We start from the raw sequence: 16,178 nt of genomic DNA on the forward strand, positions 1-16,178 counted from the left end.
GATGTGTATAAGGGCAAACTCGGCGTCCGTCAGGTGCTGTTCGGCGGCCGGGTTTCGTATGTCGCGCTGGCCGTGCTGGTGCTGACCGCGCTGATCATCGGCGGCCTCGGCGGCTGGATCGGCAACAAGACCGCCGACCAGGTGTCGGCATTCACCACGTCGAAGGTCACGCTGGAGACCGGGGACAGCGGCGATCCCCCCGAGAACCGCATCACCAAGGTCGCCGACGAGGTGGCCGACTCCGTGGTCACCGTCGAGGCGAAGAACGGTCCGGAAGGGTCGCAGGGCTCCGGGGTGGTGATCGACGAGCGCGGCTACATCGTCACCAACAACCACGTGATCTCCGAGGCGGCCAACAACCCGGCGAAGTTCAAGATCTCCATCGTCTTCAACGACGGCAAGGAGGTGCCGGCCAACCTCGTGGGTCGTGACCCCAAGACCGACCTCGCGGTGCTCAAGGTCGACAACGTCGAGAACCTCAAGGTCGCCAAGCTGGGCGACTCCGACAAACTGCGCGTCGGCCAGGAAGTCATCGCCGCGGGCGCGCCGCTCGGTCTGCGCAGCACCGTCACCTCCGGCATCATCAGCGCGTTGCACCGACCGGTGCCGCTTTCAGGCGACGGGACCGACACCGACACCGTGATCGACGGTGTGCAGACCGACGCCTCGATCAACCACGGCAACTCCGGCGGCCCGCTCATCGACATGGACGCCAACGTCATCGGCATCAACACCGCGGGTAAGTCGCTGTCCGACAGCGCCAGCGGTCTCGGCTTCGCGATCCCGGTCAACGAGGTCAAGACAGTGGCCGACGCGCTGATCCGCGACGGCCGGATCTCGCATCCGACGCTGGGGCTCACCGCGAAGTCGGTCAGCAACGACGTCGCGTCCGGCGCGCAGGTCGCCAACGTCGTGGCGGGGAGTCCGGCCGAACGGGGCGGAATCCTGGAGAACGACGTCGTCGTCAAGGTCGGCAACCGGGAGGTCGCCGACGCCGACGAGTTCGTCGTCGCGGTCCGTCAGCTCAAGGTCGGCGAACCGGCACCGATCGAGGTGATGCGCGACGGGCGTCCGGTGACGCTCATCGTGACTCCCGCGGCCGACAACAGCGCGGACTGATGTTCGCCAACGTCGGCTGGGGCGAGATGCTCATCCTGGTCATCGCCGGGCTGGTGATCCTGGGACCGGAACGGCTGCCCGGCGCGATCCGCTGGACGTCGACCTCGCTGCGCCAGGCGCGTGACTACATCAGCGGCGCCACCAGCCAGCTCCGGCAGGATCTCGGACCCGAGTTCGACGATCTGCGGGAGCCGATCAGCGAACTGCAGAAACTGCGGGGGATGACGCCGCGCGCCGCGCTGACCAAACACCTGCTCGACGGCGACGACTCGTTCCTGACGGGCAACTTCGACAAGACGCCCGAGAAGCCTGTGACTCAGCCCGGACCGCCGGCCCCGCCGAGCGCCCCACCGGCGCCGCCACCGGGGGTCACCCCGTTCGACAGCGACGCGACCTAACGCTTCGGCTCGGGGCTCATCGACCCGACCATGTAGGTCTCCTCGCCGGTCGGGTAGCCGCCGCCGATGGTGGCGATGTGCACGTGGTCGAAGTGGTTGAGGGTCTCCGAGCCGTAGTCCGCCGTCCAGCTCGGTGCGCCGACGCCGGGGTAGTAGCCCTGCCGCCAGATCACGTGCAGCACGCCCCACCGCTCGGCGTTCGCGAGAGCCAGCCCCGCGATCTGGTTCCCGAGCTCGATGCCCTTCTCGCTGTGGTGGTCCGGGATCATCACGTCGATCGCCAGCCCGTTGGGATGCCATTTCAGCGGGTCCTGCCGGTAGCCGCCGATGGTGGTGATCTCCGGGTACATCGCGCTGATCGCGCGGGCCGCCCAGATGGTGCGCACCTGCAGCCCGCCCTCCGGGGCGACGCCCGCGGGCAGTTCGAAGGGCAGGGCGGCGGCCGGGAGATCGGGCGCGTTCGCCGCCAGCAGCGCCGCAGGCGGGCTGACGACCGGCGGCGCCGCGGCCGGCGCAGCGGATTGGGCCGGAACTGCGGCGACGGCATGGTTGTCGGCCGGGGTGCCGGACTGGGCGTAGAGCAGGGCGCCGGACAGCGCGACCGACGCCACGACGGCCAGCAGCCTGCCCCGGCCGCCGGCGAACAGTCCCTTGCCCACGTTCAGCAGATTAGCCCCGCAACGCCTCGGACGTGGCCGACTTCGCGTGCGGTTCGCGGTGTTTCAGCGGCCGGCGGGATCCAGGCCCAGCGACATCCCGGCCAGACCTCGTTTGCGAGCCGACAGCGCATCGGCGACACCGCGTAGTTCCTTACCCGCCGGGGAGTCCGGATCCGACAGCACCAGCGGCACTCCGCTGTCGCCGGCGTCCACGATCGCCTTGTCGATCGGCACCTGTCCGAGCAGCGGCACGTCGGCGCCGACCGCGCGGGACAGGCTGTCGGCCACCTGGCGGCCGCCGCCCTCGCCGAACAGCTGCAGCGTCGAACCGTCCGGCAGCTGCAGACCCGCCATGTTCTCCACCACGCCGACGATGCGCTGCCGGGTCTGCAGCGCGATGGCGCCGGCCCGCTCGGCCACCTCCGCAGCGGCCGCCTGCGGAGTGGTCACCACCAGGATCTCGGCGCCGGGGATCAACTGCGCGACGGAGATCGCCACGTCACCGGTGCCGGGGGGCAGATCGAGCAGCAGCACGTCGAGATCGCCCCAGTACACGTCGGCCAGGAACTGCTGCAGCGCCCGGTGCAGCATCGGACCGCGCCACACCACGGGCGTGTTGCCCTGGGTGAACATCGCGATCGAGATGACCTTCACGTCGTGGGCCAGCGGCGGCACGATCATCGAGTCGACCTGCGTGGGCCGGTCGGTGACGCCCATCATGCGGGGGACGGAGTGGCCGTAGATGTCGGCGTCGAGGACACCGACGGACAGACCACGCGCGGCCATCGCCGCGGCCAGGTTGACGGTCACGCTCGACTTGCCGACGCCGCCCTTACCGGAGGCGACGGCGTAGACGCGGGTGAGCGATCCGGGCTGCGCGAACGGGATCACCGGTTCCCGGGAGTCGCCGCGCAGTTGCTTGCGCAGTTCGGCGCGTTGCTCGTCGTTCATCACGTCGAGGGTGACGCGGACCGCGCCGGTGCCGGGCACGTCGGCGACAGCCTGCTGCACCTGCTCGGTGATCTCGGTCTTCTTCGGGCAGGCGGAGGTGGTCAGGTAGATCTCGACATGCACGCCGGCGTCGGGGGCGATCGTGACGCTCTTGACCATGCCGAGCTCGGTGATCGGGCGGCGCAGTTCCGGATCGATCACCTTCGCCAGTGCGGCGCGGATCGCGCCGTCGCGCTCATCGGGGTTCGCAGACATCACCGCGAGTCTAGGCCGATGCGGCCGACCGTCAGAACGACGACGTACTGCTGCCGGTCAGGCCACCGGTCCGGGGGGCGGTCCCAGAGGCGCAGGTCCCGCGAGGACCGGGGCCGGGCCGGGGGCCGGCGCCGGAGCGGGTGCACCCGGGCAGAACACCACGCACGGCGGCGGCCCCGCCGGTGCCGGTGCCGGCGGAGGAGCCAGCCACGGCGGCGTCCAGGGTGCGGGCGGCGCGGCCGGCTGCAGAGTGGCCTCGGGGGCCGGGCCGGGCAGCGGTCCCAGCAGCGGGCCGGGGGTGCCGTGCACGTTGCCGGTCGGCAGCTGACCGGCGTCATTACGGGACATCAGCGGGAGGAGCGCCATCGGATCGCCGGTGGCCATCGCCAGCTCGGGGCCGAGTCCCTGGTAACTGTCCAGATGCGCGTCGCCGAGCTGCGGAACCGAACCGGTGATCGGCGGCAGGTCGACCGGAACCACCCCGGTGGCGTATCCGCCCGCCCAGCTGAGCACGTTGCGGGCGTAGGCCACGGAGTTGTTGTAGCGCAGGATCGCGGTCATCACCTGTGACGAGTCGCGCAGGTTGAGCCCGCCGCTGCACAGGTAGCGCGCGGCCGCCAGCGTCGAGTCGTAGAGGTTCTGCACGTCGGCCTCGCCGTCGCCGTCGCCGTCGGAGGCGTAGCGCGCCCAGGTGCCGGGCAGGAACTGCATGGGGCCCATCGCCCGGGCGTAGGTGACCCGACCCGCGCTGCGGCTGAGCTCGATGACCTCGTTGCCAGGCAGGGTGCCGTCGAGGGCGGGGCCGTAGATGGGGTTGACCGGGGTGCCGCTGGCATCGGTCGCGCCGCCGTTGGCGTGCCCCGACTCGATACGTCCGATGCCGGCGAGCAGGTTCCAGCTCACCCCGCACTTCGGGGCCGCGGTGGCCATGATGCGCTCCGCGTTGCGGTAGGCGCTGAGGGCCATCGCCGGGATCTTCATGTTGCCGGGGGAGTTCACCACGACCGCGGGCGGCGGTGCGGACACCGTGGACGCGGCGATCTGGAAGTGGTCGGGCGCCTTCTTCACGGCAACCACCGACGCGCCCGTGTCCTTCGGCGCGGTGGGCGCCACCGCGGCCAATGGGGTGACGGCGTTGTCGCGCACCGGAGTGGGTGCGGATGCGCCGACTGCTCCCGCAAGCACCAGCGGGGCGATGATCGCGATACCGGTGGCGGCCGGGGTGCGCAGCACATGCCCCGCCCGGCGCCGCGCCGCTCCGAGAGCGGCAACTCCCCCTATGCGCACCCAACCGTCCTAGCGTCTACCCCGACCCGAGGTCTGTGAACCAAGTCACCATACATACCTTGCGTCACGTGCGTTGCAGAAACGTGATCAGTTCGGCCGCCGGTGCCGGCGGTCGGATCCGTCCGCGTGTTCGCCGGACTCTGCGTCCTCGGCCTGCGGGAGGGCAGCGATCATGTCGCGCAGCTCCTCGAGCTCCCGGCGCAGATAGTCACGGGTGGCGACCTCGCCGACCGCCAATCGCAGCGCGGCGAGCTCGCGGGCCAGGTATTCGGTGTCGGCCTTGGTCTGGGTGGCGCGGCGCCGATCCTCTTCGAGAGCGACCCGGTCGCGGTTCTCCTGACGGTTCTGCGCCAGCAGGATCAGCGGCGCCGCATAGGCCGCCTGCGTGGAGAACGCCAGGTTCAACAGGATGAAGGGATAGGGATCCCACTGCAGCGACACCGCGAACAGATTGAGGGCGATCCAGACGATCACGATGATGGTCTGCACCGCGAGATACCGGCCGGTGCCGAGGAACCGCGCGAGGCGCTCCCCGTACTGCCCCACCATCTCGCGATCGAAATTGATGGCGAAGCGGGATCGACGCGAAGCGCGGGGCGTGTCCAGGCGGCCCCGCATCGACCCGTCGCTCACGGCTTCCTTTCCGCTGCGCTCATCTCGGGTTCATCGACCCGTTCCCGCCAGTCGTCGGGAAGCAGGTGATCGAGGACGTCGTCGACGGACACCGCGCCCAACAGGTGGTTCTCCTCGTCGACGACCGGACCGCAGACCAGATTGTAGGCCGCGAAGTACCGGGTCACCGCGCCGAGCGAATCCTCGGGGCTCAGGCTCGGCAGGTCCATGTCGAGAATGCCGCTGACCAGGGCCGCGGGTGGTTCCCGCAGCAGCCGCTGCAGGTGCACACAGCCCAGATAGCGGCCGGTCGGCGTGGCGGTGGGCGGGCGCGCCACGAACGCCATCGACGCCAGCGCCGGCGTCAGATCCGGATCGCGCACCCGGGCCAGCGCTTCGGCGACGGTGGTGTCGGGGGCGAGCACCACCGGTTCGGAGGTCATCAGACCGCCCGCGGTGTCGGGCGAGTGGGCGAGCAGTCTGCGCACGTCCTCGGAGTCCTCCGGATCCATGCGCCGCAGCAGGGTCTCCGCGTCGGCCGGGGTCATCGAGCCCAGCAGGTCGGCGGCGTCGTCCGGGTCCATCGCCTCGAGCACATCGGCGGCCCGGTCGGTCTTGAGCTGGCGCAGCACGTCGGCCTGATCGTCCTCGGGCAGCTCCTGCAGCACATCGGCGAGGCGTTCGTCGTCCAGTGCGCTGAACACCTCGTAGCGCCGCTTGGGCGGCAGCTCACGGATCGCCTCGGCCACCTCGACCGGGCGCTGACCCTCGAACTGTTCGAGCAGCGAGGCCACCCCCTGGTCGGGCATCGCCAGACCGGACGGGGTGAGCCCGTGTACCTGGTGCCACTCCACGGTGTGGACGTTGGAGCGCCGGCCCAGCCTGCGGTGGCGGCGCACCGCGACGCGGGTGACCATCCAGTCGCGTGTGCGCACCTGTTCGATGCCCAGATCGACCACGATGACGTCGACGCCGGCCAGCTCGGGCAGATCCGGATCGTCGACCCGCACACTCGTCTCGAGCACCTGGCCCAGCACCAGTGCCTCACCCGGGCGCTGCGCGAACTTCCGCAACGAGACGTTGGCCGTCGTCAACGTGACGGCGTTCGGTTCGATCGCGGTAACCCGCAGGATCGGCACGAAGATCCGCTTGCGCGTCAGCAGTTCGACCACCAGACCCAGCACGCGCGGCTGTCGGCGCACGATGCTGATGCTGATCACCACGTCGCGGACGCGGCCGATCGACTCCCCGTCGGGGCCCAGTACCACCATCCCCGCCAGTCGGGCCGCATAGACCCTGTTCACCGCCGCCATGGGTCAAAGGGTAGAGAGTGAAACCGTGACGAACGTGATCCCACCCCGCCGGACCTGCCTGTCGGTTCCCGGCAGCAGCGCCAAGATGATCGAGAAGGCGAAGAGCCTGGCCGCCGACGAGGTGTTCCTGGACCTGGAGGACGCCGTCGCGCCGGATGCGAAGGGGGAGGCGCGCACCCGGGTGGCGGAGGCGCTGGCCGACGACGGCTGGGCCGAAGGACAGCTGCGGGGGGTGCGGGTCAACGACTGGACCACGCCGTGGACGTACGCCGACGTCATCGAGGTGGTCGCCACCGCGGGCGCCCACCTGGACGTCATCGTGCTGCCCAAAGTCACCGACGTATCCCACCTGCAGGCGCTGGACCTGCTGCTGACCCAACTCGAGACGACCCACGATCTGCCCGTCGGGCGGATCGGCGTCGAGGCGCAGATCGAGACCGCGTCAGGGCTGTCGAACGTCGACGCCATCGCGGCCGGGCCACGGGTGCAGGCCCTCGTGCTCGGCCCCGGCGACATGATCGCCAGCCTCAACATGCGCACCCAGGTGATCGGCGAACAACCCCAGGGCTACGACGTCGGCGACGCCTATCACCATGTGCTGATGCGCATCTTGATCGCGGCCCGCACACACGGCGTGCTCGCCATCGACGGCCCGTTTGTCAAGGTGCGCGACGTCGACGGCTTCCGTCGGGTGGCGGGACGGTCGGCGGCGCTGGGTTACGACGGCAAGTGGGTGCTGCACCCCGACCAGATCGCCGCGGGCAACGAGATCTTCAGCCCGCGCCAGGAGGAGTACGACCACGCCGAGCTGGTGCTCGAGGCCTACGAGTGGCACACCTCCCGCGCCGGGGGTGCGCGCGGCGCGGTGATGCTCGGCGACGAGATGATCGACGAGGCCAGCCGCAAGATGGCGCTGGTGATCGCCGGAAAGGGCCGCGCGGCCGGGATGACCCGCCGGGCCGAGCCGTTCCGGCCGCCCGCCTGACGGTCAGGCGCTCAGCACGAGTACCCAGAACGCGACCGCCAGCAGCAGGGACACCCCGCCGACGGCGATACCGGCGATCGCCAGGCCCCGGCCGCCCTCCTGCCGCTCGTTGATCTGGTTGAGCGCCATGAAGCCCAGCCCGACGCCGACCGCCGAGCCGATGCAGCAGATGAAGCCGAGTGCGGAGGCAACCAGCGACCAGATCGCGAGTTGATTCGTCGGGGCCTGGGCATAGCCGCCGGGATAGGCCCCCGGGTAGCCGCCGGGATAGCCACCCGGATAGCTGTAGCCCGGATACACCGGCGGCGGCAGATATCCGGGCGGAGACGGATATGACTGAGACGGATACGGCGGTGGCGGATACGCCGGCGGTGGGGGCGGATAGTCGTAGGCCGGTGGCGGCAGATACGCGGGCGGATCGGACGGCTCGGCGGATGATCCGGAACCGGAGGGTGACGCAGGCGTCGGGTCCGAGTTCGTCATGACCATCAACCTAGCGCGCACCGGCGACTGCCGACGGTCCCTTCACGCGGGCAGCGCACCGGGCACGGAATCGGACACTCAGACGTTGACCAGATGGCCAACCCTGCCGATCACCTGGTGCAGAGAGGAGAATGTGACAGATGACGAGTCCTTTTCAACCGGGCGCCACCCCGGGTGCGACACCTGCCAACCCCTCCGGTGTGCGGCCCGGCGCCGCACCGTTGCCGACGCCCCCACGCGGCTGGCCGATCGGTTCCTATCCCACCTACGCCGAGGCGCAGCGCGCCGTGGACTACCTGTCCGATCAGGAGTTCCCGGTGCAGCAGGTGACCATCGTCGGGGTCGACCTGATGCAGGTCGAGCGGGTCACCGGCAGGCTCAGCTGGCCGAAGGTGCTGGGCGGTGGGGTGCTCACCGGCGCCTGGCTCGGCCTGTTCATCGGCCTGATCCTGGGCTTCTTCAGCCCGAACCCGTGGAGCGCCCTGCTCACCGGCCTGATCGCCGGCGTGTTCTTCGGTCTCATCACTTCGGCCATCCCCTACGCGATGGCGCGCGGCACAAGGGATTTCAGCTCGACCATGCAACTGGTGGCCGGCCGCTACGACGTCCTCTGTGATCCGTCCAGCGCCGAACGCGGCCGGGACATGTTGGCGCGCTTGACCATCTGACCGCCGGATCGGGGTAATCCCGCAGGTCACGATCGGGCGCTAATCGCGCGGCGTCGGCGCCGAGGTGTTGCACTTCACGCGCGTCTGGCTCTACGGTTTGCCCGCGGGAGGTTCCCGCCCGGAGCCGCCTGGGGCGGCCAACCGGGTGCCTGACGGGAGGCTGGCGGTGCGCGCTCGGCGGCAATGTGCTGCAGCACTCGCCGCGCTGACGGCCGTGTCGACCTTGTCGGCATGCGGATCCGGCGGCGACGGCAAAGTCATCAATCTCTACACCTCGGCCAATGAGATGGCCACGTTCACGGCGCTGGCCGAGCGGTGTACCGAAGAGCTCGACAACGGGTTCACGGTGCGGCAGGTCAGTTTGCCCAAGAGCGCCGACGAACAGCGGCTGCAGCTGGCGCGGCGGCTCACCGGCAACGACAAGACCCTCGACGTGATGGCGATGGACGTCGTGTGGACGCCGGAGTTCGCCGAGGCGGGCTGGATCGTCCCGCTCGACGAAGACCCCAAGGGGCTGGCCGAGAACGACGCCCGAACCGACACCCTGCCGGGACCGCTCGAGACGGCCACCTGGCACGACCGGCTCTACGCCGCACCCGTCACCACCAACACCCAGGTGCTCTGGTACCGGGCCGACCTGATGCCGGCGCCGCCCACCACCTGGGACGGAATGGTCGCCGAGGCCACCCGCCTGCACGCGGCCGGCCAGCCGAGCTGGATCGCCGTGCAGGCCAAGCAGTACGAGGGCCTCGTGGTGTGGTTCAACACGCTGCTGGAGAGCGCGGGCGGGCAGGTGCTCTCCGACGACGGCACCAAGGTGACGCTGACCGACACCCCCGAGCACCGTGCGGCCACCGTCAAGGCGCTGCAGGTCATCAAGTCCGTCGCCACCGCGCCCGGCGCCGACCCGTCGATCACTCAGTCCGACGAGAGCACCGCGCGCCTGGCCCTCGAAGCGGGTAAGGCCGCACTCGAGGTCAACTGGCCGTTCGTGCTGCCCTCGATGCTGGAGAACGCGGTCAAGGGCGGCGTCGAGTTCCTGCCGCTCAACCAGCGCCCCGACCTGGCCGACGCCATCAACGACGCGGGCACGTTCTCGCCCAGCGACGAGCAGTTCAGAGCCGCCTATGACGCCAGCCGCGAGGTGTTCGGCTTCGCCCCCTTTCCCGAGGTGAATCCGGGTACGCCCGCCAAGGTCACGCTCGGCGGTCTGAATCTGGCGGTCGCCGAGACCAGCCAGCACAAGGCCGAGGCGTTCGAGGTCATCCGGTGCCTGCGCAGCCCGGAGAACCAGCGCACCACATCGGTCGAGGGCGGTCTGCCCGCGGTGCGGTCGTCGCTCTACGACGATCCGGCGTTCCAGACGCGCTATCCGCAGTACGAGATCATCCGTCAGCAGCTGATCGACGCCGCCGTGCGCCCGGCCAGTCCGCAGTATCAGGCGGTGTCGACGCGCATCTCGGCGGCACTGGCGCCGATCAATCAGATCGATCCGGAGCGGATGGCCGACGAGCTGACCGAGCAGGTGCAGAAGGCGATCGAAGGTAAGGGGCTGATCCCGTGACGGCCACGCTGGGCGCCACCGACGACAAGCGCTCCGAGCGGCGGTTGGCGTTCCTGCTGATCGCACCCGCGGTGATCCTGATGATCGCGGTCACCGGCTATCCGATTCTGTACTCGGTGTGGCTGAGCCTGCAGCGCTACAACCTGGCCACCCCGGACGACGTCGAGTTCGTCGGGCTGCAGAACTACGTCACCGTACTCACCGACGGCTACTGGTGGACGGCACTCGCGGTGACGCTCGGCATCACCGTCGTGTCGGTGGCCATCGAATTCGTGCTCGGTATGGCGCTGGCGCTGGTGATGCACCGGACGATCTTCGGCAAGGGTGTGGTGCGCACCGCGGTGCTGGTGCCCTACGGGATCGTCACCGTGGCGGCGTCGTACAGCTGGTACTACGCGTGGACGCCCGGCACCGGATATCTGGCCAATCTGCTGCCGGAAGGCAGTGCGCCGCTGACCGAGCAGCTGCCGTCGTTGGCGATCGTGGTGCTGGCCGAGGTGTGGAAGACGACGCCGTTCATGGCGCTGCTGCTGCTCGCCGGCTTGGCCCTGGTGCCGCAGGATCTGCTCAACGCCGCCCAGATGGACGGCGCCGGGGCGTGGAAGCGGCTCGTGAAAGTCATTCTGCCGCTGATCAAACCGGCCATCCTGGTCGCGCTGCTGTTCCGCACGCTCGACGCGTTCCGGGTGTTCGACAACATCTATGTGCTCACCCAAGGCTCCAACAACACCGGATCGGTGTCGATCCTGGGCTACAACAACCTGTTCAAGGCGTTCAATCTGGGCCTGGGGTCGGCGATCAGCGTGCTGATCTTCGTGTGCGTGGCGATCATCGCGTTCATCTACATCAAACTCTTCGGGGCGTCGGCTCCCGGGTCGGACGCGGAGGAGAGGCGATGAGCGATCAGCAGGCGAAGTCCGGCCGTGCGGTCGGATGGACCGTCGTCAACGTCCTCGTGGTGCTCTATGCGCTGTTCCCGGTGCTCTGGATCCTGTCGCTGTCGCTCAAGCCGACGTCGAGTGTCAAGGACGGCAAGCTGATCCCGACGGAGATCACCTTCGACAACTACAAGGGCATCTTCTCCGGCAGCGGCTTCTCCTCGGCACTGTTCAACTCCATCGGAATCGGTCTGATCACCACCGTGATCGCCGTGCTGTTCGGTGGGATGGCCGCGTATGCCGTTGCGCGACTGGACTTTCCGGGTAAGAAGCTGCTCGTCGGCGTCGCGTTGCTGATCGCGATGTTCCCGCAGATCTCGTTGGTGACCCCGCTGTTCAACATCGAACGCAGCCTCGGGCTGTTCGATACGTGGCCGGGTCTGATCATTCCCTACATCACGTTCGCGCTGCCGCTGGCGATCTACACGCTCTCCGCGTTCTTCCGGGAGATCCCCTGGGATCTGGAGAAGGCGGCCAAGATGGACGGCGCGACGCCCGCGCAGGCGTTCCGCAAGGTGATCGCACCGCTGGCCGCGCCCGGCATCGTCACCGCGGCGATCCTGGTGTTCATCTTCGCGTGGAACGACCTGCTGCTGGCGCTGTCGCTGACCGCGACCGAACGGGCGATCACCGCGCCGGTGGCGATCGCGAACTTCACCGGCAGTTCCCAGTTCGAGGAGCCGACGGGGTCGATCGCGGCGGGCGCCATGGTCATCACGATCCCGATCATCATCTTTGTTCTCATCTTCCAGCGACGGATCGTCGCCGGGCTGACGTCCGGCGCGGTGAAGGGGTAGTTCGATGGCTGAAATCGTCTTGGACCGGGTGTCGAAGAGCTATCCGAACGGCTCGACGGCCGTGAAGGATCTCTCGATCACCATCGCCGACGGCGAGTTCATCATCCTGGTCGGCCCGTCGGGATGCGGGAAGTCCACGACGCTGAACATGATCGCCGGGCTCGAGGACATCACCTCCGGTGAGCTGCGCATCGGCGGTGAGCGGGTCAACGACAAGGCGCCCAAGGACCGCGACATCGCCATGGTGTTCCAGTCCTACGCGCTCTACCCGCACATGTCGGTGCGGCAGAACATCGGGTTTCCGCTGACGCTGGCCAAGGTCTCCAAATCCGAGATCGACGCCAAGGTGGAGGAGACCGCGAAGATCCTCGATCTGACCGAGCTGCTGGACCGCAAACCCGGTCAGCTCTCGGGCGGTCAGCGCCAGCGGGTGGCGATGGGACGCGCAATCGTGCGCAATCCCAAGGCCTTCCTGATGGACGAGCCGCTGAGCAACCTGGACGCCAAGCTGCGCGTGCAAATGCGTTCGGAGATCGCCCGGCTGCAGAACCGGCTGGGCACGACGACGGTGTACGTCACCCACGATCAGACCGAGGCCATGACGCTGGGGGACCGGGTGGTGGTGATGCTGGCCGGGGTGGCCCAGCAGATCGGCTCGCCGGAGGAGCTCTACAACCGGCCCGCGAACCTGTTCGTCGCCGGCTTCATCGGCTCACCCGCGATGAACTTCTTCCCCGCCACGCTGACCGACGTCGGCGTCGAGCTGCCGTTCGGCGAGATCACCCTCACCCAGGAGATGAGCGAGCTGCTGGCTCGGCGCGGTTCGCCCAAGAACCTCATCGTCGGCGTGCGGCCCGAGCATCTCGAGGACGCGTCGATTCTCGACGGGTACGCCCGGATCCGGGCGCTGAGCTTCGAGGTCAAGGCCGAGATGGTCGAATCGCTCGGTGCCGAGAAGTACGTGCACTTCCGCACCGAGGGCAAAGGCGCGCAGTCCGATCAGCTGGCCCAGCTGGCCCTCGAGTCGGGCGCCGGCGAGAACGAGTTCGTCGCGCGGGTCTCGACCGAATCGCCGGTGCGCCAAGGGGATAGGGTGACGCTCGCGATCGACACGTCGAAGATCGTCATCTTCGACGCGGACAGCGGCGACAACCTCACCATCCCCGACGGTGCGGGCGGCAGGGCCGTCGAGGTCAGCGAACCGCCGGCCCAGGCCGAGTGACCGACGTCCTGGCCGCAGTGCGCGCCCGGGTGGGCGAGCACTTCCGCCGGGGCGGCATAACCGCCGAACCCATCTCGGCCAGTGTCACGTTCCTCGGCACCGAACGCATCGAGGTGTTGCGGTTCGGGCCCGATCCGCAGGACGTCGGACACTATGTGTCCCTGGGGTGTTCGCGCCACCCGATGGTCGACCCCACCGAGATGGTGACCGACCCGGTGAGTGGTCCGCGCGCGGAGATCGTGGTGTCGCTGCGCGGTGCGACCCCGCAGGGGCTGGCCCGGTCGGTGGCGGTGGTGGCCGCCGCGCCCGCCGTCGAGGGCCTGGTGCTGGCCGCCGACGCGTTGATCGACCTCGAGTCGCCGCTGTGGGAGGGTGCCCCGTTCACTGCATTCCTGTTGAGTCCCAGCGATATCGACGACGTTGAGCTGCCGGACCCGATGCCGGAGGTGACGATCCTGCAGGCCACGCCCATCACCCCGACCGAAGCGGCGTGGGTGCGGCTCAAGGGTGCCGACGCGATGCGGGAGGCGTGGCGCACCGACGGGGTCGACGTGCTCGACCCGCGGCGGCGCGCCGCCAGCCCCAGCTGATCGGCGGCGGTCAGAGCCACCCGTTGTGGCGGAACACCCGGTGCAGCACCAGGCAGATCGTCAGCATCGTCAGCAGCACCGCCGGATATCCGTAGGTCCAGTGCAATTCGGGCATCGCGTCGAAGTTCATGCCGTAGATCCCGGCCATCGCCGTCGGCACCGCGGCGATCGCCACCCACGCCGAGATCTTGCGCATGTCGATGTTCTGCTGCATCGCGACCTTGCCGAGCGCGGCCTGCACGAGCGAGTTCAACAGGTCGTCGTAGGTGTTGATGCGGTCGGCGGCGCGGATGGTGTGGTCCAGGACGTCACGCAGATAGCGGCGCACCTCGACCGAGATCAGATCCTCGTAGTCGTTGATGCGCTCCAACTCGGCGGCCAGCGGTGAGACCGCGCGGCGCAACTCCACCACCTCGCGTTTGAGCAGATAGATGTTCTCGATGTTGGTGCGCGACCCCGGCGAGAAGATGTCCTCCTCCATCGCATCGACGTCGACCTCCACCATCTCGGTGACCTCCAGATAGGAGTCCACGATCTGATCGGCGATCGCGTGCATCACCGCGTACGGGCCGAGTTCCATCAGCGCGGGCGTGGCGTCGAGGCGGCTCCGGACACTGGCCAGCCCGCTGTGATCGCCGTGGCGCACGGTCACCACGAAGTCGGGTCCGGCGAACACCATCACCTCACCGGTCTCGACGATGTCGCGCACGTTGGCCATCGACTCGTGGTCGATGTAGTTCACGGTCTTGAGGACCAGGAACAGCATGTCGTCGTAGCGCTCGAGCTTCGGCCGCTGGTGGGCGTGCACGGCGTCCTCGACGGCCAGACGGTGCAGCCCGAACACCGAGGCGACCGACTGCATCTGCTGTTCGTCGGGTTCGTGGAGACCGACCCACACGAACGCGGTGCGGCCCTCGGCCCGGAGTTCGCGCACCCGGTCCATGGCGGCGGCGTGGGTGTAGTCACCGGGTAGCCGCTCGCCGTCGCAGTAGATGCCGCAGTCGACCATCACGCGGGACACCGGGACGCGGGCGCGGGTGGTGTCGGTCCTTGCCGACTCGGGCATCGCACGATGGTACGCGCGATCCGGCGTCGGCTCCCCACCGTGGGGGAACCTCGGTCGGTGAGATCCCGGGTTCGTTACCCTGACGCCGTGACCGATGTGCGTACGCCGCAAGTCGTCATCGATGACGCGGAGATTTTCGCCGCTCACGAGGGCGGGAAACTCTCGATCGAGCTGAACTCGCCGCTGGATACGCAGCGCGCACTCTCGATCGCCTACACGCCCGGGGTGGCGCAGGTCAGCCGCGCCATCGCGGCCGACGAGACGCTGGCCGCCCGCTACACCTGGGCCAACCGCCTGGTGGCGGTGGTCAGCGACGGCAGCGCCGTCCTCGGCCTCGGCGACATCGGGCCCGCCGCATCCCTGCCGGTGATGGAGGGTAAGAGCGCGCTGTTCAAGACGTTCGGCGGGCTCGACTCGATCCCGATCGTGCTGGCGACCAAGGATCCCGACGAGATCGTCGAGACGCTGATCCGGTTGCGGCCGACCTTCGGCGCGGTGAACCTCGAGGACATTTCGGCGCCGCGCTGCTTCGAGATCGAGCGCCGCGTCATCGAGGCGCTCGACTGCCCCGTCATGCACGACGATCAGCACGGCACCGCCATCGTGGTGCTGGCCGCACTGCACGGTGCGGTCAAGGTGCTCGACCGTGACATGTCGACGTTGAAGGTCGTCATCTCCGGTGCGGGGGCGGCGGGCGTGGCCTGCGCGAACATCCTGCTCGCCGCCGGCGTCAGCGACATCACCGTGCTCGACAGCAAGGGCATCGTGCACACCGGCCGCGACGACCTCAACCCGTTCAAGGCCGAGCTCGCGGCGCGGTGCAACCCACGCGGGCTGACAGGCGGGATCGCCGAGGCGCTCGACGGCGCCGACGCATTCATGGGGGTGTCGGCAGGGCTGGTGCCCGAAGAGCTGATCGCCACCATGGCGCCCGGCGGCATCGTGTTCGCGATGTCCAACCCCGATCCGGAGATCCACCCCGACGTCGCGCGCAAGTACGCGGCCATCGTGGCGACCGGTCGCAGCGACTTCCCGAATCAGATCAACAACGTGCTGGCCTTCCCCGGGGTGTTCCGCGGCGCGCTCGACGCGGGTGCCCGCCGGATCACCGAGGAGATGAAGGTCGCCGCGGCCGAGGCGATCTTCTCGGTCGTCGGCGACGATCTGGCCGTCGATCACATCGTGCCCAGCGCACTCGATCCGCGGGTCGGCCCGGCGGTCGCCCGTGCGGTCGCGGCGGCGTCCGGGGCGCAACCGGTCTCCTCCTGACC

The 16,178-nt window shown here is 69.0% G+C and carries 17 protein-coding genes; 10 read left to right on the forward strand and 7 right to left on the reverse strand.

Annotated elements, in window-relative coordinates; all coding sequences use genetic code 11:
• The coding region (locus A5757_RS03660; RefSeq protein ID WP_066828747.1) for a S1C family serine protease at positions 1-1,119 on the forward strand (1,119 nt) is incomplete at its 5' end.
• The gene (gene tatB / locus A5757_RS03665; RefSeq protein WP_066828749.1) at positions 1,119-1,517 is read left to right on the forward strand and encodes a Sec-independent protein translocase protein TatB; all 399 of its coding nucleotides are present in this window, start codon (positions 1,119-1,121) and stop codon (positions 1,515-1,517) included. The genes A5757_RS03660 and tatB, both read left to right, overlap by 1 nt.
• Here tatB and A5757_RS03670 read toward each other — a convergent pair.
• The 5 genes from A5757_RS03670 to A5757_RS03690 all read right to left on the reverse strand — a co-directional run bounded on the left by A5757_RS03670 (position 1,514) and on the right by A5757_RS03690 (position 6,594).
• Positions 1,514-2,185 (reverse strand): glycoside hydrolase, encoded by a 672-nt coding sequence (locus tag A5757_RS03670; protein ID WP_281498023.1) that lies wholly within the window; start codon positions 2,183-2,185, stop codon positions 1,514-1,516. The two genes, tatB and A5757_RS03670, sit on opposite strands and share 4 nt — an antisense overlap.
• A gap of 54 nt (positions 2,186-2,239) precedes the next feature.
• The gene (locus A5757_RS03675) at positions 2,240-3,382 is read right to left on the reverse strand and encodes an Mrp/NBP35 family ATP-binding protein (protein ID WP_066828753.1); all 1,143 of its coding nucleotides are present in this window, start codon (positions 3,380-3,382) and stop codon (positions 2,240-2,242) included.
• Positions 3,383-3,439: 57 nt separating this feature from the next.
• Entirely contained in the window at positions 3,440-4,669 is a 1,230-nt protein-coding gene (locus tag A5757_RS03680; protein WP_066828755.1) for a lytic murein transglycosylase, read from the reverse strand.
• 87 nt (positions 4,670-4,756) lie between these two features.
• On the reverse strand, positions 4,757-5,302 hold the full coding sequence (locus tag A5757_RS03685; RefSeq protein ID WP_066828756.1) for a DUF1003 domain-containing protein: 546 nt from the start codon (positions 5,300-5,302) through the stop codon (positions 4,757-4,759).
• Positions 5,299-6,594, reverse strand: a complete 1,296-nt coding sequence (locus A5757_RS03690) for a magnesium transporter MgtE N-terminal domain-containing protein (protein ID WP_066828757.1) — start codon at positions 6,592-6,594, stop codon at positions 5,299-5,301. Before A5757_RS03690 ends, A5757_RS03685 begins: the two co-directional genes overlap by 4 nt.
• Here A5757_RS03690 and A5757_RS03695 point away from each other — a divergent pair.
• Complete coding sequence (locus A5757_RS03695) at positions 6,593-7,579, forward strand: CoA ester lyase (protein WP_066828758.1); 987 nt, start codon at positions 6,593-6,595, stop codon at positions 7,577-7,579. The genes A5757_RS03690 and A5757_RS03695 overlap by 2 nt on opposite strands.
• A gap of 3 nt (positions 7,580-7,582) precedes the next feature.
• Here the strand turns inward: A5757_RS03695 and A5757_RS23930 are convergent, their stop codons facing one another.
• On the reverse strand, positions 7,583-8,062 hold the full coding sequence (locus A5757_RS23930; RefSeq protein WP_066828971.1) for a DUF4190 domain-containing protein: 480 nt from the start codon (positions 8,060-8,062) through the stop codon (positions 7,583-7,585).
• 140 nt (positions 8,063-8,202) lie between these two features.
• On the opposite strand from A5757_RS23930, the gene A5757_RS03705 reads away from it, so the two are divergent.
• From A5757_RS03705 to A5757_RS03730, 6 genes are all read left to right on the forward strand, one after another.
• Positions 8,203-8,730, forward strand: coding sequence for a general stress protein (locus A5757_RS03705; RefSeq protein ID WP_066828760.1), 528 nt, complete (start codon positions 8,203-8,205; stop codon positions 8,728-8,730).
• 166 nt (positions 8,731-8,896) lie between these two features.
• Positions 8,897-10,294, forward strand: a complete 1,398-nt coding sequence (locus tag A5757_RS03710) for an ABC transporter substrate-binding protein (protein ID WP_066828761.1) — start codon at positions 8,897-8,899, stop codon at positions 10,292-10,294.
• Positions 10,291-11,193 carry a carbohydrate ABC transporter permease gene (locus tag A5757_RS03715; RefSeq protein ID WP_066828763.1) on the forward strand — a complete coding sequence of 301 codons (903 nt, stop codon included), beginning with the start codon at positions 10,291-10,293 and terminating at the stop codon, positions 11,191-11,193. The genes A5757_RS03710 and A5757_RS03715 overlap by 4 nt, the downstream gene beginning before the upstream one ends.
• Positions 11,190-12,029: a carbohydrate ABC transporter permease gene (locus A5757_RS03720; protein ID WP_066828765.1), complete on the forward strand. Its 840-nt coding sequence runs from the start codon at positions 11,190-11,192 to the stop codon at positions 12,027-12,029. Before A5757_RS03715 ends, A5757_RS03720 begins: the two co-directional genes overlap by 4 nt.
• A gap of 4 nt (positions 12,030-12,033) precedes the next feature.
• Positions 12,034-13,251: an ABC transporter ATP-binding protein gene (locus A5757_RS03725; protein ID WP_066828769.1), complete on the forward strand. Its 1,218-nt coding sequence runs from the start codon at positions 12,034-12,036 to the stop codon at positions 13,249-13,251.
• Entirely contained in the window at positions 13,248-13,841 is a 594-nt protein-coding gene (locus A5757_RS03730; protein WP_066828770.1) for a suppressor of fused domain protein, read from the forward strand. Before A5757_RS03725 ends, A5757_RS03730 begins: the two co-directional genes overlap by 4 nt.
• Positions 13,842-13,851: 10 nt before the next feature.
• On the opposite strand, the gene corA is transcribed toward A5757_RS03730, so the two are convergent.
• A complete protein-coding gene (corA, locus tag A5757_RS03735; RefSeq protein ID WP_066828771.1) occupies positions 13,852-14,907 on the reverse strand; it encodes a magnesium/cobalt transporter CorA in 1,056 nt (351 codons plus the stop codon).
• A 96-nt stretch (positions 14,908-15,003) separates the two neighbouring features.
• On the opposite strand from corA, the gene A5757_RS03740 reads away from it, so the two are divergent.
• Positions 15,004-16,176 (forward strand): NADP-dependent malic enzyme, encoded by a 1,173-nt coding sequence (locus tag A5757_RS03740; RefSeq protein ID WP_369815910.1) that lies wholly within the window; start codon positions 15,004-15,006, stop codon positions 16,174-16,176.
• Positions 16,177-16,178 lie beyond the last annotated feature (2 nt).

Origin of the sequence: Mycobacterium sp. 852013-51886_SCH5428379 (genome assembly GCF_001665575.1) — a bacterium.
In the GTDB taxonomy this organism is placed as follows: domain Bacteria; phylum Actinomycetota; class Actinomycetes; order Mycobacteriales; family Mycobacteriaceae; genus Mycobacterium.

Bases quoted from the DNA above. Each gene is read 5' to 3' on its own strand.
- tatB (WP_066828749.1), top strand. From the start codon at position 1,119: ATGTTCGCCAACGTCGGCTGGGGCGAGATGCTCATCCTGGTCATCGCC.
- A5757_RS03675 (WP_066828753.1), bottom strand. From the start codon at position 3,382: ATGTCTGCGAACCCCGATGAGCGCGACGGCGCGATCCGCGCCGCACTG.
- A5757_RS03695 (WP_066828758.1), top strand. From the start codon at position 6,593: ATGGGTCAAAGGGTAGAGAGTGAAACCGTGACGAACGTGATCCCACCC.
- A5757_RS03690 (WP_066828757.1), bottom strand. From the start codon at position 6,594: ATGGCGGCGGTGAACAGGGTCTATGCGGCCCGACTGGCGGGGATGGTG.
- A5757_RS23930 (WP_066828971.1), bottom strand. From the start codon at position 8,062: ATGACGAACTCGGACCCGACGCCTGCGTCACCCTCCGGTTCCGGATCA.
- A5757_RS03705 (WP_066828760.1), top strand. From the start codon at position 8,203: ATGACGAGTCCTTTTCAACCGGGCGCCACCCCGGGTGCGACACCTGCC.
- A5757_RS03720 (WP_066828765.1), top strand. From the start codon at position 11,190: ATGAGCGATCAGCAGGCGAAGTCCGGCCGTGCGGTCGGATGGACCGTC.
- A5757_RS03725 (WP_066828769.1), top strand. From the start codon at position 12,034: ATGGCTGAAATCGTCTTGGACCGGGTGTCGAAGAGCTATCCGAACGGC.
- corA (WP_066828771.1), bottom strand. From the start codon at position 14,907: ATGCCCGAGTCGGCAAGGACCGACACCACCCGCGCCCGCGTCCCGGTG.